The organism is Primorskyibacter flagellatus (assembly GCF_014638275.1).
In the GTDB taxonomy this organism is placed as follows: Bacteria; Pseudomonadota; Alphaproteobacteria; order Rhodobacterales; family Rhodobacteraceae; genus Pseudooceanicola; species Pseudooceanicola flagellatus_A.
Map to the genome: position 1 here is coordinate 264,208 of NZ_BMFJ01000001.1, position 23,179 is coordinate 287,386.

21 protein-coding genes are annotated in these 23,179 nt (G+C 61.3%); 10 read left to right on the top strand and 11 right to left on the bottom strand.

What is annotated here, in order from left to right:
• Positions 1–912: 912 nt before the first annotated feature.
• The 8 genes from IEV87_RS01340 to IEV87_RS01375 form a co-directional block, all read right to left on the bottom strand.
• Positions 913–3,318 (bottom strand): hypothetical protein, encoded by a 2,406-nt coding sequence (locus tag IEV87_RS01340; RefSeq protein ID WP_188475835.1) that lies wholly within the window; start codon positions 3,316–3,318, stop codon positions 913–915.
• Positions 3,319–3,502: 184 nt separating this feature from the next.
• Positions 3,503–3,829: a hypothetical protein gene (locus tag IEV87_RS01345; RefSeq protein WP_188475836.1), complete on the bottom strand. Its 327-nt coding sequence runs from the start codon at positions 3,827–3,829 to the stop codon at positions 3,503–3,505.
• An 87-nt stretch (positions 3,830–3,916) separates the two neighbouring features.
• The gene (locus tag IEV87_RS01350; protein WP_188475837.1) at positions 3,917–4,285 is read right to left on the bottom strand and encodes a hypothetical protein; all 369 of its coding nucleotides are present in this window, start codon (positions 4,283–4,285) and stop codon (positions 3,917–3,919) included.
• A 163-nt stretch (positions 4,286–4,448) separates the two neighbouring features.
• Positions 4,449–4,640, bottom strand: coding sequence for a helix-turn-helix transcriptional regulator (locus IEV87_RS23060; RefSeq protein ID WP_373284047.1), 192 nt, complete (start codon positions 4,638–4,640; stop codon positions 4,449–4,451).
• Between the two features lie 54 nt (positions 4,641–4,694).
• Complete coding sequence (locus IEV87_RS01360) at positions 4,695–5,963, bottom strand: tyrosine-type recombinase/integrase (protein ID WP_188475839.1); 1,269 nt, start codon at positions 5,961–5,963, stop codon at positions 4,695–4,697.
• Between the two features lie 277 nt (positions 5,964–6,240).
• A complete protein-coding gene (gene xrtE, locus IEV87_RS01365) occupies positions 6,241–7,845 on the bottom strand; it encodes an exosortase E/protease, VPEID-CTERM system (protein ID WP_188475840.1) in 1,605 nt (534 codons plus the stop codon).
• A gap of 54 nt (positions 7,846–7,899) precedes the next feature.
• The gene (locus tag IEV87_RS01370; RefSeq protein WP_188475841.1) at positions 7,900–8,079 is read right to left on the bottom strand and encodes a VPEID-CTERM sorting domain-containing protein; all 180 of its coding nucleotides are present in this window, start codon (positions 8,077–8,079) and stop codon (positions 7,900–7,902) included.
• Between the two features lie 107 nt (positions 8,080–8,186).
• Complete coding sequence (locus IEV87_RS01375; protein WP_188475842.1) at positions 8,187–10,367, bottom strand: cadherin repeat domain-containing protein; 2,181 nt, start codon at positions 10,365–10,367, stop codon at positions 8,187–8,189.
• Positions 10,368–11,046: 679 nt separating this feature from the next.
• On the opposite strand from IEV87_RS01375, the gene IEV87_RS01380 reads away from it, so the two are divergent.
• From IEV87_RS01380 to IEV87_RS01420, 9 genes are all read left to right on the top strand, one after another.
• Complete coding sequence (locus IEV87_RS01380) at positions 11,047–11,976, top strand: ABC transporter ATP-binding protein (RefSeq protein WP_188475843.1); 930 nt, start codon at positions 11,047–11,049, stop codon at positions 11,974–11,976.
• Positions 11,973–12,734 carry an ABC transporter permease gene (locus IEV87_RS01385; RefSeq protein WP_188475844.1) on the top strand — a complete coding sequence of 254 codons (762 nt, stop codon included), beginning with the start codon at positions 11,973–11,975 and terminating at the stop codon, positions 12,732–12,734. The genes IEV87_RS01380 and IEV87_RS01385 overlap by 4 nt, the downstream gene beginning before the upstream one ends.
• Positions 12,735–12,802: 68 nt before the next feature.
• The gene (locus IEV87_RS01390; RefSeq protein ID WP_188475845.1) at positions 12,803–13,600 is read left to right on the top strand and encodes a S49 family peptidase; all 798 of its coding nucleotides are present in this window, start codon (positions 12,803–12,805) and stop codon (positions 13,598–13,600) included.
• 162 nt (positions 13,601–13,762) lie between these two features.
• Positions 13,763–14,707, top strand: a complete 945-nt coding sequence (locus IEV87_RS01395; RefSeq protein ID WP_188475846.1) for a calcium/sodium antiporter — start codon at positions 13,763–13,765, stop codon at positions 14,705–14,707.
• 11 nt (positions 14,708–14,718) lie between these two features.
• Positions 14,719–15,498: an SDR family oxidoreductase gene (locus tag IEV87_RS01400; RefSeq protein ID WP_188475847.1), complete on the top strand. Its 780-nt coding sequence runs from the start codon at positions 14,719–14,721 to the stop codon at positions 15,496–15,498.
• A gap of 297 nt (positions 15,499–15,795) precedes the next feature.
• Positions 15,796–17,661 carry an excinuclease ABC subunit UvrC gene (gene uvrC, locus IEV87_RS01405; protein WP_188475848.1) on the top strand — a complete coding sequence of 622 codons (1,866 nt, stop codon included), beginning with the start codon at positions 15,796–15,798 and terminating at the stop codon, positions 17,659–17,661.
• A gap of 166 nt (positions 17,662–17,827) precedes the next feature.
• Positions 17,828–18,490, top strand: coding sequence for a CDP-diacylglycerol--glycerol-3-phosphate 3-phosphatidyltransferase (gene pgsA / locus IEV87_RS01410; RefSeq protein WP_188475849.1), 663 nt, complete (start codon positions 17,828–17,830; stop codon positions 18,488–18,490).
• Positions 18,490–18,735 (top strand): molybdopterin converting factor subunit 1, encoded by a 246-nt coding sequence (moaD, locus tag IEV87_RS01415; RefSeq protein ID WP_188475850.1) that lies wholly within the window; start codon positions 18,490–18,492, stop codon positions 18,733–18,735. Before pgsA ends, moaD begins: the two co-directional genes overlap by 1 nt.
• A 3-nt stretch (positions 18,736–18,738) precedes the next feature.
• On the top strand, positions 18,739–19,176 hold the full coding sequence (locus IEV87_RS01420; protein WP_188475851.1) for a molybdenum cofactor biosynthesis protein MoaE: 438 nt from the start codon (positions 18,739–18,741) through the stop codon (positions 19,174–19,176).
• A gap of 15 nt (positions 19,177–19,191) precedes the next feature.
• On the opposite strand, the gene IEV87_RS01425 is transcribed toward IEV87_RS01420, so the two are convergent.
• From IEV87_RS01425 to ubiA, 3 genes are read right to left on the bottom strand one after another with little or no spacing between them, the layout of a single operon-like run.
• On the bottom strand, positions 19,192–19,521 hold the full coding sequence (locus IEV87_RS01425; protein WP_188475852.1) for a hypothetical protein: 330 nt from the start codon (positions 19,519–19,521) through the stop codon (positions 19,192–19,194).
• A gap of 7 nt (positions 19,522–19,528) precedes the next feature.
• A complete protein-coding gene (locus IEV87_RS01430) occupies positions 19,529–21,421 on the bottom strand; it encodes an OmpA family protein (protein ID WP_188475853.1) in 1,893 nt (630 codons plus the stop codon).
• Between the two features lie 60 nt (positions 21,422–21,481).
• The gene (ubiA, locus tag IEV87_RS01435; RefSeq protein WP_188475854.1) at positions 21,482–22,444 is read right to left on the bottom strand and encodes a 4-hydroxybenzoate octaprenyltransferase; all 963 of its coding nucleotides are present in this window, start codon (positions 22,442–22,444) and stop codon (positions 21,482–21,484) included.
• Positions 22,445–22,455: 11 nt separating this feature from the next.
• Here ubiA and IEV87_RS01440 point away from each other — a divergent pair, with 11 nt between their 5' ends.
• Positions 22,456–23,178, top strand: a complete 723-nt coding sequence (locus IEV87_RS01440; RefSeq protein ID WP_188475855.1) for a 16S rRNA (uracil(1498)-N(3))-methyltransferase — start codon at positions 22,456–22,458, stop codon at positions 23,176–23,178.
• The last annotated feature ends 1 nt before the right edge of the window (position 23,179 follow it).

Sequence of the window (23,179 nt, forward strand, 5' to 3'; positions counted from 1 at the left end):
TTTTATTGCATATTGTTCGCAGAGCTTCGATCTGGGGTTTCAGAAAATTTTTCTGAGACCCATGTTCCGTAGCGATGGTCAGAGCAACTCAGAAAAATTTTCTGAGTTAAATTCGTGGGGTTTCAGGCAATTTGCCTGAAAGGCCCATATCCGACAGCAGAGCTTGGCATGGTCGTGAAAATTTGGCCGCTGAGGGGCCTCGGATGCCTCCGGGCTAGGGGGATGCCCGAAAAGCCCTAGTTGGCCCCCAGCGAGGCGGAAATCGGGGCTGGCGGGGCTGATCGGGCTAGGGCGGCGATGCGTGATGCGCGGCGGGCTGGCGGCGGAGCGTCTAGTCGCTAGTCGCGATTGAAAGTAGCTGGCGGCTGTGGGCCAAGAGTGCTGATGGTAGCTGGTGCTGGTAGCTCAGGAGCCACTGTCCGCTTCGGATCAACGGTTTAGATCACTGATAGCGGAACTACCGTGCTAGATACCCGCCAATCTGTGCTTAGTTCAACTGAACTACTTGTCAGACACTTTTGTATGTAAGTCACAAGAGCGGCGGGGGACGGCACGCGGCATGGCCCATCAGACGCGAAAGTCTTAAGAGGTGGATAAAGGGCTGGAGAGGGGGGAACACCCCTTCCGGAAAATCCAATGAATTTAATATGCTATGAAAGAGATTCTATATAAAAGGGGAAAAGGGATATATATTAGCATTCTCATTCTCTATAAGTCGCCCTGTCATATATTATTTATCTCGCGAAATGAAACTAGCACGCGCTCGAATGCGCGCGCCCTCTCTCCCTCCCCTTTTCCCCTTTTTGAGAAAAATTTGCGCCTAAAGCTTTGATATAAATTGATAATAAAGAAGGGATACCGCTCCCTTTCATTTCCCTTTCAGCGCCCTTTGAAGCTCTGCTACGCCCCTTCCTACGCAAAAATGAGCCATGTTGAACGCCCTTCCACAGAAACGTTCCAGTATCCCGAAGCCTCACCCAACTCGATCGTTCTCTTGTACAACTCTGTAGGATGTATCTTGTTTTCTCTCGCGAGGTCCTTTCCAAGCTTCTTTGTTCTTTCAACTTGGCCGGTGAAGTAGCCGCTAGTCAAACGGTGCTGCGCCCAAAGTTCTTCCGGAGTAGACGCGTGCCGTTTGCCCGATCGGTGTTTGCCGATGAACTGGCCGGAAGGTTCAGATCGGCTGAACTCTCTTTGTCCTTCCGAGAGCCATGCGTCTGCGAGTTGCTGTTCTGGGCCTTCATGAAGTTTTTGGTTGGCCATCTCGGTCTTGCGGCTGTCATCAAGCAGTGCTTTGGCCTGCTTTACGTCCTGCATCGAAACTGTGGTTTCTGACGGGTGGCCCGAGGTGACTAGACGTGTTCGTGCAGAAAGCAGGGCTAGTCTCATTAACAGCTGAATATACCGCCCGGCCAGTGCCTCGCGAAGTCCGAAGGTTTCGGAGTCCTCAGTAGACCTACGTTCGAACTCTCTGCGTCTCAGGTCTCGGAAGAACTCAACAACTTCCTCATCACCTTTGAAGCGTCGGAACTCGGGTATAGGGGTCGCGCCGACGGGGTCCAAATTGATATTCTCCGACCGAACCGCTTCCTCCGCGAGCAACCGGAATTTTGAAACTAGTTTTTCTGGTATTTGCCAGTCTGGTTCATTCTCATACCATTCAACTTTGGCGTGATTGATATTGAACAACAGCCTGCGTCCTGCATCGCCTTTATCCGCACTTCCCGGTAGGTGCTTTTTATAAGCAGCAACAGTAGACTCTGAGACCACCGGAATGTTGACGCCAATGGGCACCTGTTTGACTTCTCGGAGTTCCTCTGTATACCATGACGTATACGCATTCGCGGCCGTGTTTTGAAGAGTCACGGATCGAACCGAATGCGGGTCTCCCGCTTTTGAGTCCAGTGCGACTCCGGCCTCAGAAATGAGTTGTATTCCTGAGAGCTTCCGAAGTCCAAGTTCAACCAGCTTCACCTGACCTTTGGCGCTACCGATAGGCTCAAACATTACCGCATGATTGAAACCATCCAATGTCAATGCTCTAATTACAACTTGCAGAGCTTTCCGGATGGTGTCTTTCCCCGTGGTTGACGGGGCGAGAAGAATTGACGGCACCACGGGCGGGTTCTCATGAAAACTGTCTTTCCGTCCCACAAACACCATAGCCAAGTTCCATGCCGCGTGTATCGCAATATCTCTCTGCCGATACGGCATACAGCTATTCATGATCCACTCGACAACTTCGATTAGGAACGGATCGGTGGGCATGGGAAGGTCGGAGAATGGAATGCTATCTGAGGGGAGTTGTTGTGGTGCTGGCGGAGCTATTTCTAGCATTGAATTATACTCGTCCACAGTTTGATCCTTTAATTCACCGTAGAAGTTCCCATTGTCGATTACCGGGACATTGATTTCCCGGTATAGTTGGCTGAGAGCGTGTTTCCGATTTTTAGCCTTACCGGAGACAATCATACTTTGTATTCTGAGGTCAGTTCCGTCGGCTACACGCCCGGACTTGCCCTGCTTCATCCAGTCTAGTCCGGTTTCATTGTAGGTGATGAAGATGTCATAAGGACCGTTGTGGCTTGGAAGGATCATGCCACCTGCGGAAGTGCCGCTGTCAGGTGACTGCCACCGTCCGTTTTGCCTTTCTTCGAACCCGAGGTTCACCAACTCAGTTGCGATATCCACCTGGAGGTTCGCCGCGAACACTATCGACATTCTGCCGTTCTGTTCGAGCAGGGCTTTAGGTCCGTCAGACTGCCTTGCCTGCTCAACGGCTTGGCACATGAGTTCGCGGTCCTCATCGGTGAGGATGATTTCTTGAACCGGGTTGTTCCGATAGGGTTTGCCGCTCAAAATGGCATACGTGCCTAGGTTGTCGATACCTTTGGACTTCCGAGCGCCGCCTCGCTTTAGCGCCGTCAGAACATCGCCAGTCTCTCGGGTGAAGAAGTAGGTATGATATCCCTTACCGCTTGAGCTGTAGGCTACGTGCGTTCCGAGGTCCTCCGCTACTTGAATTAGCCGGTCCCCATGGTCCCTGTCATACTGATCCTTGTAAGCATCAAGGTCCTTAATGATAAGGTTCATTCCTGTTTCGGCGGCGAACCTGATCAGGGACACAGAGGGAAGTTGATTTTCCCCGAGATAAACCATCATCTCATCCCAAGTCCACAGGTCAGCAGAATTACCTGCATTCTGGTGACGACCGTGACTCAGTCTGATTGGTTCCTTTGTCGGATGGATATTGAAGATACCAAAGATGCGCTTATCTTTGTTCGCTTCTATTACATCCGGCAAAACAAATTCTCGCATGGCATACCTCATTATTCCATATTGCGAACACAGAGGCCGGATGCTATATATCGCTCCGGACCTCTGCGGCCTCTGTGGCATCTGCGGCTTCTTTGTTCCGACCTCAGGGTTGACTCCTGCCCTGTCTCTGCTTCTCTTTGTTGATCCTTCGAGAGCAATTGCCCCCGCCGTCGGGCGGGGGTAGTCATTCCCACGGTTTGGGAACGTTTTTCACCACGGTCACGTTCTGGTCGGAACCGCTGGTCCGATATCCCGGCGTTGGCGTGCCGAAGCCCTGCGAGTAAAGGGCTTCAAGGTTTTCGTCCCGGCGTTCCAGCATTGCGTGCACGTTTGCCAAGCGGTCCTTCTTCTCCGACAGGGTGTCGAGCACAATCGCCCGACAGATGGCGGGGACGCGAACACTCAAGCGTTCGGAAAGGTGAGTGAGAAGATTGTTCTCACTTTCTGTGAAGGAAACCGTGTATTTATGCGGTTTCATATCTTTGCTGACTTGAACTTTGACTCTTGCCATTTTTGAACTCCTGCGGCTGGCGATATAATGGCCCTCTCATATCGAGCAATCTGTCGGCAATAGCAAATTGCAATGAGTTGCAATAGATCACTCGTCGGTCAATTCTTTCTGTATCATGGTCAGAATATCCCGTCGCGCGATGATACGGGTGTTGGTTTCCCAATCGGACGGAATGAACAGTTCGGGCGTGAGGCCAACCAACTCGTCGGCGTCTTCCAAGTCGGTAATACCGCACCGTGTGAAGAACTCGAAACGTATTAGTTTCCATTCTTCGGTATCTCTGGTCATGTTCAGCCGAAGGTTGATCTTTCTGTCATCCCAAGTCCTGAGGCTGACTACCAGATACAGATACGGGTCTTCGAACAGCGGTTGCTTGACTGCGCACCATTCAATTAAGCATGGTCCAACTGTTTTCCTTTTTAAGTCTGGCCAATATTTTCCTATTGCGTCTCTCATTTGACTTCCTTTCAGGATGATCCATCTAATAATGGCCATTGGAATTATTGTTGCGCAAGGTCAATTTAATGGGGTGGATCAAAATGCCGGGGGCGCAGGGGAGGGCGCAAGGGGCGCTGCGGCCGTAGGAGCGGGCGCTAGGGCAGCAACTAGGGGCGCTAGGCTATCCCCCTAGCCTGAGCGCGGCGGCGGCTTCCCATGCCTCGATTTCAGCGAGTTTCCATCGGGCGCATTGTGGGCTGAAAAGGTAGGGTTCGGGGAAGCCGCGTGATTTGCGCCACCGCCAGACGGTAGACGCATGAACGCCGTAGCGTTTTGAAAGCTGCCGTATCGAAACGTAGGTCAATGTCATCACCTCCAACCGGAGGGTGAACAACGCTGATGCGTCCGATTAACCTCTGTTCTCGATCTAGCCAACAGTCCGAGTCGGGTCAAGATACTCCGACCACGCTTGCATCATGGCCCGGCGTTTCTCCACCATATCGCCCCGACGGTAAGCGGCTTCCACCGTGTTGCCGACGCTATGAGCGAGGGCGACTTCGGCCATGTCGCCGGGGAAGTCTGTTTGCTCTGCTACCCAATCGCGGAAAGTGGAGCGGAGGCCATGAGGAACAGCCGGGCGCTTGGAAACCCGATCTACAAAGCCGATGCCGTCTACCTTGTTCTGGTCTTCGTGGATGCGCTTCATGGTGGCGCTGAGTGTCATATCTGACAGTTCTCCGCCACGCGGAGCGGGAAAGACTTTGTCGCTGAGGCGAGGTAGAGCTTTCAGCAAGTCTACTGCCACCGGGGGGAGGGGGACGCGATGTTCTCTGTCCATCTTCATGCGGTCCGCAGGGATCGTCCAGATACCTTTGTCCAAGTCGATTTCATCCCAAGTGGCACCGCGGACTTCACCGGAACGCGCGGCCGTCAGGATAGCGTATTCAAGAGCGCGACTCCCCATGCCTTCGCGCTGACGCAGGGCTTGGAACCATGCGGGCGCTTGGTCGATCTGGACCGCCGGTTGGTTGGTGGTCTTGGATACCTTGCTCGGAGCCGGAAGCAGTTCTTTCAGATTGCCCGCCCAACGGGCTGGATTGTCGCCGCTCCGATACCCCGACACGGTGGCCCAAGACAGAACCGCTTCGATCCGCGCGCGTAGGCGGGTGGCCGTTTCAGTCTTCTCGCTCCAAATGGGTTCAAGCACTCGGAGAATGTCCTTGGTCGCGATATCTTCGACCGCCATGTTTCCTATGATCGGTTCAGCATAGGTGGCCAAGGTGTTCTGCCACTGTTGGAAGTGCTTCGGGTTCGAAAGTTCGGCGCGTTTCTTATCGAGGTATTTGTCAGCAGCTATCTTGAAAGTCATCCGTTGACTGATTGCGATCAGCGCAGCGCGGTTGTCCTTGCGTTCCTGTATTGGGTCTATCCCCTGAGTGATCTTGTCCTTGGCTATCCGCGCTTTCTCATGTGCTTTCGCCAAGGTGACTTCGGGGTATGGACCAAGTCCGAGTTCCCGTCTCTTGCGCCCGACGCTATACCGGAGGAGCCAACTGCGACCACCTCCTACGGTCAGTTGGAGGTGAAGCCCCGCAACACCGCCAACGGCCACCGATATGGGGCCGCGCCCTTCCGGCCCCGGATGTGCCAGTCGCCTGACCTCCAGGTCCTTAAGTTCTTTCGCTCTACGTGGCATGTCCTACCCTCCACTATACCCGCCAATGTAGGTTGCGAGTGTCTGCAATCGGATGCAGTCAGCTTCAACCTTCTCAGGGGATATATGGAGTAATTATCACATAAAATCAATGACTTGTATGCTTTTGGATGCAAGCGGTTGCAATTGGTTTGAGTGATGCTCCTCGGTCCGCCACCTTGATCCCCGACATTGCAGGACCGTCAGCCCCCGCTGGCAGATTTCGGCCCTACGTCCGGTCGGCAGGTTCTTCCGCCAGACGTTGAGCGCCTGTGGCAGATCAGATGATCGCCAGGTTTCCGGTCGCCATTGCCACACCGAACACCACCGCGTTTGCCACGGCATGGGCGAGGATCGCGTCGGCGACCGTTCCCCGTCGGGCGAGGGCGGAGAAGACCAGTCCGGCGGCGAAGGCTTCGGCCCATCTGTCGTGCAGGGCGGCGAAAAGGGCGGCGGTGACGATGGCGGCAGCGACGCTCCAGAGCGCACCGGGGCGCAGGCGCAGGCGGGATTCGAGGTAGTCGCGGAAGAACAGCTCCTCGACCAACGGGATCAGCAGCACGGTGCCGATACCGCGGGCGACGAACCAGAGTATCAGGGCGGTACCGGCGAGTTCTCCGTACGGCGGCGTGTCAGAGGGGACCACGGGGATCAGCACCCAGACCAGCCCGATGACGCCGCCTGCGACCAGCGCGAGCGGGTCGAGACGCCAGGTCAGCCTGCGGTAGACCGGCAGGAAAGGCAGCAGCACGGCAGCGATCAATGCGGCCCGCAGCGGATAGACCGCGCCGGGCGTGTTTGCGAGGGCAGAGGCGAAGAGGGCCGTCAGCATGAAGACCGCGAAGGGCAGGATGCGGGCGACGACCGGATCGCTCCAGAACCCCGGGACGGCGGGGGCGGAGGTGGTCCGGGTCGGTGCGCGGCGCAGGGCGGGGACGGACTGCGCGACGGCGATGATGCCAAGGGCGATCAGGGTGAACAGAAGCCAGCCCGCGTGGCTGTGGAACCCGCCGGCGGCGAGTTCCGGATTGCCCTCGAGCCCGATGGCCAGAAGAACGGCGATGCGCAGCACGTTGAACAGGGCGGAGGTGGCGATGCCGACGGGATAGAGCAGAAGGGCGTGGGGAAACCGCATCTCCTTGCGGAAGAGTGCGAGATAGATGGTGACGAAGACGGTGACAAGCGCGATGCCCTCGATCCCGGAGCAGGCCGGGGCGACGGCCACCTTGAAGTTCTCGCTGCCGATGATCTTGGTCGCCGGGTCGGCGTCGACCTGATAGCCGAATGCGCCCACCAGCCATACGACGGCCGTGAAGGTATGGTCCCGGATCGGTTCTAGGTTCCAGAGCGGGGCGAGGCTTCGCGACATCCAAGGTGTCAGCACCGCGACGGCGAGCATTGGCGCGAGCGTCCCGGCGGAACCGGCGAGGAAGGCGCGCCAGCGGGCCGGCGGGGCAAGGACGAGGCCCGCGCCGCCCAGCATCAGGGCCATTCCGGCGATCCAGAAAAGGAAGGAGGGCCCGATCCACCGGTCTCCGCTGCCCTCTGTCAGGAACAGCACGGGGACCAGCGCCAGCGCCACGCCTGCCGCATTGGCGAGGAGGGGAAGCAGCGTCCGTCCTGCCTCTGCGATCAGATCGCGCAGGATTGCGGGGCGGAGCGTGAAGTAGAGCGCCAACACCCCGGCCGCACAGTAGAGCCCGACCAAGCTGAAACTGGCCGTGGCGCAGGCGCGGGGGGACCAGTTGTCGAGGCAGGTGAAGGCGATGCCGTGCTTGAAGGTGACGCCGATCACGGCGAATTCGACCGCCAGTAACAGGCCGGTCAGGATCAGGGCCGCAACCGGGGCGTGCCGGCGCGGGGCGATGTCGCTGGAGGCGGTCATGATCGGAAGTCCGGCCCGCGCGAAGGATCACGCGGGCCGGTCAGATGCCGTGGCTCAGACGGAGCGGCGGCGGCGTTCCCATGCCAGCAGCACGACGGCGGCCAGGGCTGCGATAGCCGCGGTGCCTTCGAGCGCGCTGATTTCGGGGACGCAGACAACACCAACGCCACAGTTTGCAAGAGCGGCGTCGGTAGAAGCGACCAGTGCAACGGCGAAGACAGCGAGTTTCTTCATAACGGTTTCCTTTCGTTCATGGTGAAGCCAATCGGCCTTTTCGATTGACGCGGCGGACGCTCCGCCTAGGGCGAGGTGCCTGCCTGGCTCCCGCCCAATTCTCATGCTCAGCAGAGGCAGTCGTAGGTTTCGAACTCCACCGCCAAGATGAACGGCTGGAGGTTCTTGGGGTCCGCATTGCCCGGATCAATGATCAGGCCAAAGACATCCCCCACACCCGCAACGTAACCTTCGCCGTTGGCGGCAGCCTGTCCGAGGATGGTCTCAACGTTCGCGTTGGAACCGAACCCGGGATCGACGGCATCCATATAACCGGTGTCGTTGTTGTTGGTCAGTTCCCAGATCGCGCGCTGAACTTCCCAGCCGGTGTAGCCGTTATCTTCGTAGTCCTGGTTCAGGATCCAGTTGATGAGGTCAAAGTTGTCCTTGGCAGCCAGGCCGTTGAACGCGGATTTCTGGCCGGCACTGAAGACATCAGTTGCATTCGGGTCCGTCGTGTTCGTCACGGTGCCGACGTTGATCGGTGCGGTGGCAAAGTCTTCGGAGTCAGCAGCTGCTTCGCCCATGTACAGGCAATAAGCCTTGGAGAAGATGACACCGTCGAAACGGTCGCCGCTGGCATCGATGATCTGGACGTCGAGGCCGTAAGTTTCGATCGGGAAATCGATGTTCGACGCCTTGATCTTGTAAGTGATATCGCCGGAGGGCAGGTAGTCTGCAAAACTTTCTACGGAATTCGCATCGCCGCAGAATTTCATCTCCAGCTTGGCCTGGGCCGAGGCCTTGCCGTTGGACGCAGTGTAGGTGATGAGCTCCATCTCGGATTCGCCGATGTCGAGGTAGGCGTAGGCATCCTGACCGTCGATCTTCAGCTCTCCGCCAACCAGGGTCACGATGGTGCCGTAGTCGGTGGTGATGGAGTTGCCTTCCGAGATCGCCTTGCCGTCGACATGGGTGATGGTCAGCATGTCGCCGTTGGTGTCGTTGTCCAGCACGTCGACGAACTTCATCTCGTCCGCGCAGGTCATCGCCATGTCGTCTTTCAGTTCGGGCTTGGGCTCGTCCAGGCAAAGCTCGATCTTGTCGATACGGACCTGTTCGTTGCAGTTACCCTCGGCCCAGATCGTGATGACGTCACCCTTCTTGAGCTTCAGATCCTCCAGCGTGAAGGTGGAGAACTTGCCGTTGTCGGAGCCGCCGCCGTCGGTCTGGCGGTCCAGCTTGATGACACCGGCGATGACGCCGTTGACATAGACGGTCAGCTTCGACTTGCCGTCGTTCTCGTCCTGGGCGAAGAGTTTGAAGTCGTAGTTGCCTTCCTGACCGTCGAAGGTGGTCCAGAGCTTGCCCTTGTCGTAGCAGTCCAGCTTGACCAGCTTGCCGTTCGACGCGTTGCAGCCCCATGCCTTGGAGAAGCCCCATTCGCACATGGACTCGGCTTCAATCACGATGCACTTGCCGGGCGTCGTTTCCTTGACGTCGTCGACGCAGATGGAGAGCTTCGTGAGGTCTTCGCCGCCCTTGCCGTCCAGGACCTTAACTTCGACCTTGTAGATGTTGTCCTTGTTGTAGTCCTTGGCGTTCTCGTAGTCGGGGGCCGCCTTGAACTTCAGCTCGCCGGTCTGTTCGTTGATGGTGAAGAGCGCCGCATCGGCACCGCCGACGATCTTGAAGGTCAGCGTGTCGCCTTCCTTGTCCTTCGCGTTGAGGTCGATCACGAAAGTCGTGTTCTCGTCGATGCAGATCTTGCCGTAGGCGGGTTCGTTGGTGAACTCGGGCGGGGTGTTCGCCGGGGCCTTGTCGCCCGCGCCGAGGCAGCGGTAGTCGATCATGCAGCCAGTGACGTTGCAGGTGTCGATAACCTTCAGGGTCACGCCTGCGGGCGGAACGGCACCGTAGAAGGTGAAGAAGTCGTCGCCAGCGCCGGGGGCGTCATAGCCTTCGACCTCGATCTCGATCAGGTAGTAGATCTTGCCGTCCGAGCCCTTAAGCTTGTGGTAGCATTCGGCATAGAGCTGACCGCCGACACGACCACCATCGATATAGGCATCCTGGCCAGAGCTGTCGTTCGCGCGCTCGTCCTTGCACCAACCGTCGTCGCCGGAGAGATAGCCGTCGTTGTCGTAGGTCGACATGCAGACGGTCGGAGAGCCGGGCATCGTGAAGGTGTCGCCGCAGCTGATCGAACCGCCGGTGCCGGAGCCGAGGAAGTCGGACTCGGTATAGGCGGTCCACTCGTATTTCTTGGTGTAGCTGTAGGAGCTGTAATAACTGCTGTAGTACGTCATGCGCTTTCCCTCTTTGCCCAATGCCGGGCGGGTTGGGACCGTCCGGCCACCAAGGTTTCAAATTCCGGATGTGCCGGAAACGCTGCTGCGGTCATACAGGGCTCAGGACGCAGGAAAGGCTCCCCTGACAGAGGAACACTCACCACATTGATGGCTGGGTCGGATCACCCGAATATCCGGGCGTCTCCTTCTCAAATCCACTTCGCTACAATTCGTCTCTTACCTTGCGGACCGGCCAGGGCAGCATTTTCCCACATCGCCAATCGCAGGTTCACCATAGTGGAAATCCGCCACGAAGAAGCCCCAATTTTGCCTAAATCGTTATTATACAGGAATATTGCGCAGGCCTTCGCCATATCTTTGCATCGTCAGGCAACAGTTCACTAAATCTTGCGATATTGTCGCGAGAGTAAAAATCGTGCGGTTTTACGATGTTTGCGCTGACTCTTCTATAAGTTGCATTGTTCCAGTTGATTTCCGTTTAGGGCGAAATTGATTCTCTTTTTCTTAACCTGTTCGTGGGCGAAGGTTTGCCGACTCGGATGGCAGCCAGAACCTGCCGACATGTCAGGAGAGAGTTGCGCATCCGCGCACAGTGGGGCAGGTGAACGAAGCAGTTCAGCTGTTTCGCACGCAAACGCCATTGCATTAAGATGCTTCGGCAATTCCGGAGGCTGCCATGGCACCGATCCTGAGGATCACCGATCTCAAGAAGACCTACAGCGGCGGGTTCGAGGCGCTGAAAGGCGTAACGCTCGATATCGAGGACGGCGAGATCCTTGCGCTGCTCGGTCCGAACGGGGCGGGCAAGACGACGCTCATCTCGACCGTCTGCGGGATCACCGTGCCGACCAGCGGCTCCGTGACCGTCGGCGGGCATGACATCGTGACCGACTACCGCGCGGCCCGGAACCTGATCGGGCTGGTGCCGCAGGAGATCAACCTCGAGCCGTTTGAATCGGTGATCAATACCGTGCGGCTGACGCGCGGGCTGTTCGGCAAGAAGCGGGACGACGCGGTGATCGAACGGATCCTGCGTCGCCTGTCGCTTTGGGACAAGAAGGACAGCCGTATCAAGGAGTTGTCTGGCGGTATGAAGCGCCGCGTGCTGATCGCCAAGGCGCTGAGCCATGAACCGCGCGTGCTGTTCCTGGACGAACCGACGGCGGGCGTGGACGTGGAACTGCGCAAGGACATGTGGGAGATCGTGGCTGATCTCAAGGCGGAGGGTGTGACCATCATCCTGACGACCCACTACATCGAGGAGGCGGAGGCGATCTCCGACCGCGTCGGGGTCATCAATGGCGGGCAGCTGCTTCTGCTGGAAGAAAAGGCGCATCTGATGGCGCGCATGGGTCAGAAACAGCTGACGATCGAGTTGCGGGAACCGCTGAGCGCATTGCCACCGCAGCTTTCCGGGCAGGACCTCACGCTGTCGGAGGACGGGCTTACGCTGGTCTATACCTACGACACCAAGAAGGAGCGTACCGGCATCACGACGCTGCTTTCGGAGCTGGCGGCTGCGGGTGTGGTCCTGCGCGACATCTCGACCCGGCAATCGTCGCTCGAGGAAATCTTTGTTGGTCTGGTGAAGGAGGGCGCGGCATGAACTTCGCGGCCGTATACGCGATCTATCGCTATGAAATGATGCGGTTCTTCCGGACCCTTCTGCAAAGCTTCATCTCCCCGGTGATTTCGACCTCGCTTTACTTCGTGGTTTTCGGCACGGCCATCGGCAGCCGAATCCAGGAGGTCGAGGGTATCAGCTACGGCGCGTTCATCGTGCCGGGGCTCATCATGCTGTCGGTGATCATGCAGTCGATCTCCAACGCCTCCTTCGCGATCTATTTCCCGAAGTTCATCGGCACGATCTACGAACTGCTCTCCGCACCGGTGAACTTCATCGAGATTGTGCTTGGCTATGTCGGGGCGGCGGCGACCAAGTCGCTGTTCATCGGGCTGGTGATCCTTGGCACCGCGTCGCTGTTCGTGGACCTGTCCATCGCGCATCCGGTGGCGATGATCGCCTTCCTCGTGCTGACCTGCGTGTCCTTTGCGCTCATGGGGTTCATCATCGGGATCTGGGCGAACAATTTCGAACAGCTTCAGCTTGTCCCGCTGCTGATCGTGACGCCGCTCGTCTTTCTTGGCGGGTCGTTCTATTCGATCTCCATGCTGCCGCCGGTTTGGCAGACGATCACCATGTTCAACCCTGTGGTCTACCTGATCTCGGGCTTCAGATGGGCGTTCTTCGATATGGCGGACGTTCCGATCGGGCTCAGCCTGGGGGCCATCGCGCTGTTCACGGCGCTCTGCCTCGGGATCGTGTGGTGGATCTTCCGGACGGGCTGGCGCATCCGGGCCTGACGATGTGACGGCGGGTTTCCTGTCGCGGGGAGCTTGTCGCGGCGGGTCGGCGCCTCTACATCGCTGGCATGGATATTCTGGATCGTATCAGACGGCGGCCGCCCACGGTTGCCGTCATCCGTTTGCAGGGCATGATCGCCGCCGGTCCGCGCGGACCGCTGAGCGATGCCGCCATGGAGCCGGTCATCGAAAAGGCCTTCCGGCGCGGCAAGCCCGCGGCGGTGGCGCTGGTCATCAACTCGCCGGGCGGGTCGCCCGTGCAATCGTCGCTGATCGCCGCGCGTATCCGTCGTCTGGCGGACGAGAAGAAGATCCCTGTCATCGCCTTTGTAGAGGACACCGCGGCCTCGGGTGGCTACTGGCTGGCCTGCGCGGCGGATGAAATCCTTGCGGACCGGTCATCGGTTGTCGGGTCCATCGGCGTGATCTCTGCCGGGTTCGGAGCGCATGTGTTCCTCGCTCGGCAAGGGGTGGAACGGCGGGTACACACCTCGGGTAAGTCCAAGTCGATGCTGGACCCGTTCCAGCCCGAGAAGGAAGAGGATGTCACCCGGCTCAAGGGTTTGCTGGAGGATATTCACGCGGCATTCGTCGACCATGTGAAAGCGCGGCGTGCAGGAAAACTGAAAGAGTCGGACGACCTGTTCACCGGGGAATTCTGGCTGGCCGGGAAGGCGCAGGAGCTTGGGCTGATCGACGGGATCGGCCACCTTGTGCCCGAGATGAAAAAGCGCTTCGGCGACAAGGTCCGGTTCCGTCGCTATGGTCCGCGCCGGGGATGGATGTCACGGATCGGCGCCAATGTGATCGAGGATGCGCTGGCCGGGGTCGAGGAGCGGGCGGCCTACGCCCGGTTTGGCCTCTGACGTGATCGTCAAGGCTGTCATCCTCTTCCTCGTATCCATCGGCGTGCTGGCAATGTTCGGCAAGCTTCGGATGCCTTCGAAACGCGCGCTGACGGGGAAATGTCCGTCCTGCGGGCGCTACCGCATCGGCAAGGGCCGCTGCTCGTGCGGGGAGGCCGGACGATGATGGCCTGGGTGCTTGTGGCGGTTGGATTGGTGATCCTGCTTCTCGCGGGGGATGCGCTGGTGCGCGGCGCGGTTAACCTGTCGCTGCGGGTCGGGATACCGGCGCTGATCGTCAGCCTGACGATCGTGGCCTTCGGGACCTCCGCGCCCGAGCTTCTGGTCGGCATCAGCGCCGTGCTGGAAGGCAAGCCGGGGCTCGCGCTTGGCAATGTCGTGGGGTCGAACACGGCCAACGTGCTGCTTGTGCTGGGCCTGCCGGCCATCGTTTCGCGTATGCATACCAGCACGCTGGACGTCCGGCGTAGCTACTGGATGATGCTGGCAGCCTCGGCAGGGTTCATCGGCCTTGCCGCGCTTGGCACGCTGACATGGGTCAGCGGCCTTGTCCTGCTTGCCGCTCTGGCACTGATGATCTGGGACCAACTGCGGGCTGCGCGGGCGCATATGTCAGAGGCCGCGTCGTACGAACCGGAGCCCGAGGGCGCCGATCCGGACATGCCCTGGTGGAAGATCGCCGCGTTTCTGGTCGTGGGCCTCTGCGGTCTGCCCTTCGGGGCCGATCTCTTGGTGGTCAACGCCTCTGCCATCGCGCGGGATTTCGGGGTGTCGGATGCGGTGATCGGGCTGACGCTGGTTGCGGTCGGCACCTCCCTTCCGGAACTGGCGACCACGGTCATGGCGGCGCTGCGCGGTCAGGCCGACGTGGCCATGGGCAACGTGATCGGGTCGAACCTGTTCAACCTGCTTGGCATAATGGGGCTGACTACGCTGGTCGGTCCGGTGCCGGTCGCGCCGGAGTTCCTGCGCTTCGATCTCTGGGTGATGCTGGCAGCGGCGCTGATCCTCGTGCCGTTCGTGCTGATGCGGCGTAACATCGGCCGGGTCTGGGGCCTAATCTTGACCGGGCTCTATCTGATCTATGTGATCGTCATCCTGATCTGAGAGGTCATCCCATGCCCCGAACGCTTGTCACCGGCGCTGCCCGGCGGATCGGCCGTGCCATCGCGCTGGACCTTGCGGCGCGCGGGCATGATGTAGCCGTACATTGCCACGGATCGGTCGAAGCGGCCGAGGAGGTCGCGGCGCGGATCCGTGACATGGGGCGGGTCGCGACGATCCTGCGGGCGGACTTGCGGCGGGAGGCGGAGGTCGCGCGTCTTGTGCCAGAGGCGGCGGCGGGACTTGGCGGGGCATTGGACGGGCTGATAAACAATGCCTCCGTCTTCGAGCATGACGACGCGATGAGCGTGACGCGCGCCTCCTGGGATCAGCATATGGAGGTGAACCTGCGCGCGCCTTTCGTGCTGACCCAGGCGTTTGCCCGCCAGTGCCCGGAGCCGTGGCGCGGTAGCAACGGAGAGGCGACCGCACGCGCCGCCGTTGTCAACGTGATTGACCAGCGGGTGCGCAAGCTGACGCCGGAGTTCCTGAGTTACACCCTGTCGCGCGCCGCTCTCTGGACGTTGACGCAGACTCTGGCGCAGGGCCTCGCCCCGCGCGTCCGGGTGAACGCCGTCGGTCCGGGTCCGACCCTGCGGTCGGTTCGGCAGAGTGAAACGCAATTTTCGCGGCAGCGCGGTGCGACCATTCTCGAGCGTGGAAGCGATCCGGAGGACGTCTGCGCGGCGGTCAGCTACTTGCTGTCGTCGCCCTCGGTGACGGGTCAGCTGATCTGTGTGGACGGCGGGCAGCACCTGGGGTGGCTGACACCGGATTCAGACGGAGTCGAGTAGCCAAAAGTGTAGTCCCGAAGAAGTTTTGCACCTGCCGCAGCGGCGTCACGGAACCGTTACCAAAACGTTAGCAAAAACAACAATTTGTCAGAGCCAAATATTAATTTCGTTTATTTACAGCACCTTGCTGGATTGATTAAAATTTGTGCAATGCCAGCAAAGTACCATACTTCAAAGGATTTTTCTTAATGGAAAGAATTTGCACCCAGAGTTATCCACAGGATCCGTGGAAAGCTTAACTCTTGTCCAAGTGGTCAGAAACTTGCAGCCATAGGTCAGAATCAACGGACCCTTAACATGACGCCGCGTCAAAAAGATAACCTGACCGGGCACGCGCTGATCCAGTCGCTGCTGGCCTCGCTTGATTCGTCGCCGGGGGTCTACCGGATGCTCGATGCCGAGAATCGGGTGCTCTATGTCGGCAAGGCGCGCAACCTCCGCGCGCGGGTGTCGAACTACGCCCGGCCCGCCGGTCATTCGGGGCGGATTTCGCGGATGATCCGCGACACGGCGTCGATGATGTTCCTGACCACGCGGACGGAGACAGAGGCCCTGCTGCTGGAGCAGAACCTCATCAAGCAGCTCAAGCCGCGCTACAACGTGCTGCTGCGGGATGACAAGAGCTTCCCGAATATCCTCGTCACGCGGGATCATGCCTTCCCGCAGATCCTCAAGCACCGCGGGGCGAAGAAACGGAAGGGCAATTACTACGGTCCCTTTGCCGGAGCAGGGGCCGTGAACCGGACGCTGAACCAGCTGCAGAAGGTCTTTCTGCTGCGCAACTGTTCGGATTCGATGTTCGCGACCCGCACGCGGCCCTGCCTGCTGCACCAGATCAAGCGGTGCTCCGCCCCATGTACCGGGGAAATCAGCGAGGCGGATTATGCCGCGGCGGTGGCGGATGCGGAGCGTTTTCTCTCGGGCCGTTCCACCGAGGTGCAGGAGAAGCTGGGGGCGGAGATGGCCGCGGCTTCGGAGGCGATGGAGTTCGAACGCGCCGCCGCTCTGCGCGACCGGATCAAGGCGCTGACAAACGTGCAGGCCTCCCAGGGCGTCAACCCGCGCACGACGCCCGAGGCCGACGTCGTCGCGCTGGCGATGGAGGGGGGGCAGGCCTGCGTGCAGGTCTTCTTCATCCGCGCCAACCAGAACTGGGGCAACCGCGATTTCTACCCGCGCACCGGGGCGGAAGTGGAGGAGGCGGAGGTTCTCGAGGCCTTCCTCGGCCAGTTCTACGACAGCAAGGACCCGCCGCGGCAGATCCTGCTGTCGCACCCGATCGAGAACCCCGACCTGATGCAGGAGGCGCTGTCCGAGAAACTGGGCCGGAAGGTCGAGATCCTTGTCCCGCAACGGGGGGAAAAGGCGGAACTTGTGGAGAACGCGCAGCGTAACGCGCGGGAGAGCCTTGGCCGCAAGATGTCGGAAAGCGCGACGCAGGCGCGGCTGCTGGCCGGTCTGGCAGAGGCCTTCGGGCTCGAGTCGCCGCCCAGGCGGATCGAGGTCTACGACAACTCTCATATCATGGGGACCAACGCGGTCGGCGGGATGATCGTCGCGGGACCGGAGGGGTTCCTGAAAAGCCAGTACCGCAAGTTCAACATCAAGGGTGAGGACCTGACCCCCGGCGACGACTTCGGCATGATGAAGGAGGTGCTGACCCGCCGCCTGACCCGGCTGCAGAAGGAGGACCCGGACCGGACCGGCGGCATGTGGCCGGACCTGCTGCTGATCGACGGCGGGGCGGGGCAGGTCTCGGCGGTTCAGGAGATCCTCGATCAGCTCGGCATCACCGACCTTGCGATGGTCGGGGTGGCCAAGGGTGTCGATCGCGACCACGGCAAGGAGGAATTCCATCGCCCCGGCCAGCGCCCCTTCGCGCTGCGCATGAACGACCCGGTGCTCTACTTCGTGCAGCGCCTGCGTGACGAGGCGCACCGCTACGCCATCGGGACGCACCGGGCGAAGCGCGCCAAGTCGCTCTCTGCCACGCCGCTGGACGATATCGCCGGGGTTGGCGGGACCCGCAAGCGCGCACTGCTGACGCATTTCGGATCGGCCAAGGCGGTGAGCCGGGCGGGGCTGGCGGATCTCAAGGCGGTGGAGGGAATCTCGGACACCCTGGCCGAGACGATCTACGCCCACTTCCACGAAAAGGGCTGACGGCGCCGCCGCGCCATGCCTCCGGCGGGGATATTTCTGGCAAGATGAAACCGGGCCACCTCTTTCACTTTGCCTGAAATACCCCGGGGGAGGCCCGCCAGGGCCGGGGGCAGCGCCCCTGTCGACGGTCCTTTCCCTTGTGCGGGAGACGGGCTAGGTATCTGCCATGCGCATCACCCTGCCCAATATCCTGACGCTCTTCCGCCTGCTGGCGGCCCCCGGTGTCATCTTCGCCTTCCTCATTCTTCCGCGCCCCTTCGCGGACTGGGTGGCGTTTACCTTGTTCGTCCTCGCCTCGGTCACCGACTATGTGGACGGTTACCTCGCGCGGCGGCTGGAGCAGATCAGCCGGATCGGCACGATGCTGGATCCGATTGCCGACAAGGCGATGGTGATGATCGCGCTGCTCGCGCTTGGCGTCTGGTCGCCGCTGGCGCACTGGATTGCCCTGCCGGCCGGGGTCATCCTGTTCCGGGAGGTCTTCGTGTCGGGGTTGCGGGAGTTCCTTGGCAATGTGGCGGGCACGCTGCAGGTGACGAAGCTGGCGAAGTGGAAGACCGCCGTGCAGATGGTGGCCGTGGCGCTGCTGCTGGCGCAGGGGGCGTTCAACGCCAATCTCGGTATGTCGGTCTTCGGCATGGACGGAGAGACGGTGTCGGCCATCCTGTCGGGCGAGGAGGAAGACCCGCTGGACATCCGCGGCAAGATGGTGCGCGCCGAATGGGGCGGCATCGTCGGGGTCGGTCTGCTGTGGATCGCGGCCGGGCTGACGGCGGTCACGGGCTGGGATTATTTCCAGAAGGCCCGCGCACATCTGGGAGAGGACTGATGGAAGTGCTCTACTTTGCCTGGGTCCGCGAAAGGATCGGGATTCCGAAAGAAACCGTTGTCAGCGATGCGGTGACAGTTGCGGATCTTGTCGAGGAACTGAAATCGCGGGAGGAGCGCTATGCCGCCGCCTTCGAGGATGTCTCGGCGCTGCGGGTGGCGCTGGATCAGGAACTGTCTGATTTTTCCGCCCCGCTCGCCGGGGTTCGGGAGGTCGCGTTCTTTCCGCCGATGACCGGAGGGTAGGGGATGCGCATCCTCGTTCAGGAGGAACCGTTCGATCCGGGTGCGGAAACGTCCGCCTTCGCGCAGGGGCGGGGGGACATGGGCGCCGTCGTCACCTTCACCGGGCTGGTGCGGGGGGACGGGGGGCTCAGCGCGATGGAGATCGAACATTACCCCGGCATGACGGAACGGGCGATCACCGCCATCGCGGAGGAGGCGCGGGACCGCTGGAGCCTTGGCGACGTGCTTGTGATTCACCGCCACGGGCGGCTGGTTCCGGGCGAGGCGATCATGATGGTCGCCACCGCCGCACCGCACCGGAAGGACGCGTTCGAGGCCGCTGAATTCCTGATGGATTACCTGAAAAGCCGCGCGCCGTTCTGGAAGAAGGAACTGGGGCCGGACGGTGCCGCCTGGGTGGCGGCGAAGGACGACGACGAGGCCGCGCTCAGACGCTGGTAGTCCGTCGATCCGCTTCTATTTCTGGGCGTGCAGGCGTTCGATGTAGGCGCGCAGTTCCTCGGCCTCGTGACGGGCCTCGCGCAGGCCCTCCATGGCGGCGGAAAGCTCCGCCTCGGTCTGGCTCAGCTGGTTGGTCAGTTCCGCTTCGCGCTGCTGGATGTAGGTGATGGCCTGATCACGCATGTCTTCCGCGTCGTGCAGTTCCTTGGCCATGCGTTCCAGTTCGCCCATGTCGGCCTTGGAGACGCGGGTGAAGCGATGGATGACCCAGTAGGCGAACCAGCCGAGGGCGAAGGCGACAAACAGGATGATCGCGGTGGCGATCACGAATTCGGTTCTGTTCATCCGGGCCTTACTCCTTGGGCTGGTCGCCGTCGGACCCTTCTGCGCCGGATTCCGGTTGGTTTTCAAGATCTGTTGCCGCGTCAGACTCCGCGGCGGCGTCGATCAGGTTGAATTCGATCCTGCGGTTTTCCTCGCGCCCTTCCTCGGTCTTGTTGTCGGCAATGGGCTGGGTTTCGCCAAAGCCGGTCGCGACGAAGCCTCCGGTGGCGACACGGCGGTTGCGCAGTTCGGCGATCACCGCATCGGCCCGGTCCTGGCTGAGCTGTTCGTTCATCGTCTCGCGGCCCTGGCTGTCGGTGTGGCCGCCGATCTCGATCCGCAGGGGACCGCAGAACTTCAGGACCTCCGCGATGTCGTCGAGGATGGGACGGCTGTCCGCGGTCACCGTGGCGGAGCCGGGTTCGAAGTTGATCTTGCGTGCCTTCTGGATCGCCTGAATGTCGGCGACGCATTTCTCGGGCGGCGGGCGGGCGGCGTCGGGGTCGAGTTTCTCGCGATAGGCGACCTCGATCCTGAATTCCTGCCCCTCGCCAAGCTGGTCCGACAGGATGCGGGCGATGTCCGCGCTTGCATCCTTGTTGCCGGTGTCGCCGGTGACGCTGACACGGTCCTCCGTCACCACGACAGACCCGTGGGCGAGATCGGAAAGCGCCTGGAGACCGGCGAGCACGCGCAGCGACCAGCCCTCGGGCAGGGTGTCGTCGAGACGGGCGGCGAAGTAGACCTTTTCACTGCCGAAACGCGACTTGGCATAGCTGTCGGCCGATTTGCGGGACAGTTCGTCACGCACGCGCCCGCGCAGCTGGACCTGTCCTTCAGGCGACAGGGTGGCGGAGAATTCGGCGGGCCCCTTGGGGGCGGCTTCCGTCTGGTCGGGGAAGACGGCGTGAAGGGCGAAGACCTCGGGCAGGGCGTTTTCCAGTTCGCCGACAACCCGGTCGAAGGTGGCACGGTCGGCGGTGCCGGCGGCAATCAGGCTGACATCGGCATCGGAAAATGTGACGGAGCCCTGACCGATGCGGCCAAGGGCGAGGATCGCGGCGCTCACCGCCTCGGCCCATTCGGGCGAGGGCACGCCGAGGCCGAGCGTGCAGCGCGCGTCGCCGGTCAGCCCGGCGCCCCTGGCGGCGGTGAGGATGGTGTCGCGGGCCTCTTCCGTATCGGCTGAGCAGGCGTCGAACCGGGCACCCTTGTCGTCGACGAGGTAGCGCAGCGTGAAGGGTGCGATGACCGGACGGGGGGCGGAGATGTCGAGCGTCAGGCGCACGGGACCGCGCGCATCGCGGCGCAGTTCGTTTTCGAGCGTGCGGCGCTTTTCAACGCTTTCCGTCATGGCCGTGATGGCCACGCGCCCGGCGGAGAGGGAGATCTTGGAACGCGGCAGCTTGCGCAGCGCGGCGACAGCGTAATCGATGGTGATCGGCCAGGATTCAGGCATCGGGTAGTCGGCGGTTTCGAGCAGGTCCGACACCTCTGTCAGGCCGGGCAGGGCCCTGAGCCGGTCCAGCAGCGCCTCCCGGTCGGTGGAGGCGGGGATCAGGCCGATCAGGCTGAGCATCTCGTCGTTGCGCAGCATCTCGATCGAGAAGCGGGGCGGGGCGATGGAGTCGCTGGCGGCCACTGTCATCTTGTCGATCACGCGCGATGCGTCGACAACCTCGGCCGCGACGGTGATGGCGCGGAAGCGTTCCGCCTCGCTCGGCGCGACGCCGGTGATTTCGACCTGCAGGCCGTTGGCGGACACGTCGGTCCATTCCAGCCCGCCGATATCCAGTTCCATCCGCACGCCGTCTGCGGAGGTGCGTTCCAGCGCGCGGGCGGTGAAGGTGGCGGCGACCAGGGCGAAGAAAGCAGCCGCGACAAAGGTTCCGATCAGGATGGAGGCAGAGGATAAGCGCATCGGCCCGTCGAGTTATTGCGATATTCGCAAGGGTTTACTGGCGTTTCCCCCCGTGCGCAATCACACCAGCAGGGCAGCGGCAAAAAACGGCAGGGCCAGCAGCCCGGCGTCCCGGTTGGAGCGGAAGAGCATCAGGAGGCGGTCGTTGTCCTCCATGTCCAGCCGGCGCAGTTGCCAGGTCATGTGCCAACCGAAGGCCCAGGGTCCGGCGAGGGCAAGGACCAGCGCCAGCGGATTGGCCCCGGGCAGCATCGCGCCGATCACCGTCAGGCCCATGAGGGAAACGGACGCGATCAGGAACCGGCGCAGCCAGCGGGGAGTATCCTCCTGAAACAGGCGGGCGGTAGATTTCACGCCGATCAGGGCGTCGTCCTCCTTGTCCTGATGTGCGTATATCGTGTCGTAGAACAGGGTCCAGGCGATCCCGGCGACGTAGAGGACCACGGGCTGCCAGGACAGGGAACCGGTATGTGCGGTCCATGCCAGAAGCGCGCCCCAGTTAAAGGCAAGGCCGAGGAAGATCTGCGGCCACCAGGTGAACCGCTTGGCGAAGGGATAGATGCAGACCGGGCCGAGCGAGAGGACGCCAAGGATTACTGCGGCGGGCGGGAAGGTCAGCAGAATTGCGAAGGCGATCAGCGCCTGCAGGGCCATCCAGATCAGCGCGCCCCTGACGGTGACCTGACCCGAGGGGATGGGACGCGATCGGGTGCGCGCGACCGAGGCGTCGATCCTGCGGTCGGTGATGTCGTTCCAGGTACAGCCCGCGCCGCGCATCAGCCAGGCCCCGGCACCGCAGCCGACGGCGATCCAGAGGTCGGACCAGGCCGGCGTGGCATCGTGCAGCATGGCGAGCATCAGGCTCCACCAGCAGGGCAGCAGCAACAGCCAGGTGCCGATCGGCCGGTCGGCGCGGGACAGGCGCAGGTATGGGCGGGCGGCTTCGGGCGCGTAGCGATCGACCCAGTTGCCGCTGACCGCATCGGCGACCTGTCCCTCTGGCGTCGGCGTGGCTCGGGTCATATGTAGGCCTCATGGAACGTGCGAAAATCAGGCTCTGTGTAGATCACCCTCTGGGGCTGGGGCAAACCGTTCCTGTGGACCGGGATCAGGCGAACTACCTGTTCAACGTGATGCGGCTTGCCGTCGGCGATGCCGTGGCACTGTTCAACGGGCGCGACGGCGAATGGCGGGCCGAGGTCGCGGCGGCGAACAAGCGGACCGGGGTGCTGACCTGCGTGGGGCAGAGCGCGGAACAGGCGGACCCGCCCGACCTCTGGCTGATCTTCGCGCCGATCAAGAAGGCGCGTACGGATTTCATCGTCGAAAAGGCGACGGAGATGGGGGCACGGCGGATCCTGCCGGTCCAGACGGATTTCACCAATTCCGAACGAGTGCGGGTGGACCGGCTTCAGGCGCATTGCGTCGAGGCGGCAGAGCAGTGCGGCGGCACCTTCGTGCCCGAGGTGGCGGAGCCTGTCCGGCTGGATGCGCTGCTGGCCGACTGGCCCGAGGGGCGGCATCTGATGTTCTGCGATGAGGCACTGGTCGGCGGATCGTCTGGCCTGCCGGATCAACGCGGACCCTGGGCGATCCTGATCGGGCCGGAGGGCGGATTTTCGGAGACAGAAAGGGCGCGCCTGCGCGGGTTGCCCTTCGCGCATCCCGTGGCACTCGGCCCCCGCGTCCTGAGAGCGGACACGGCGGCGGTGGCAGCGATGGCGCTGTGGCAGGACCGTCTGGGCGACTGGGGCTGAA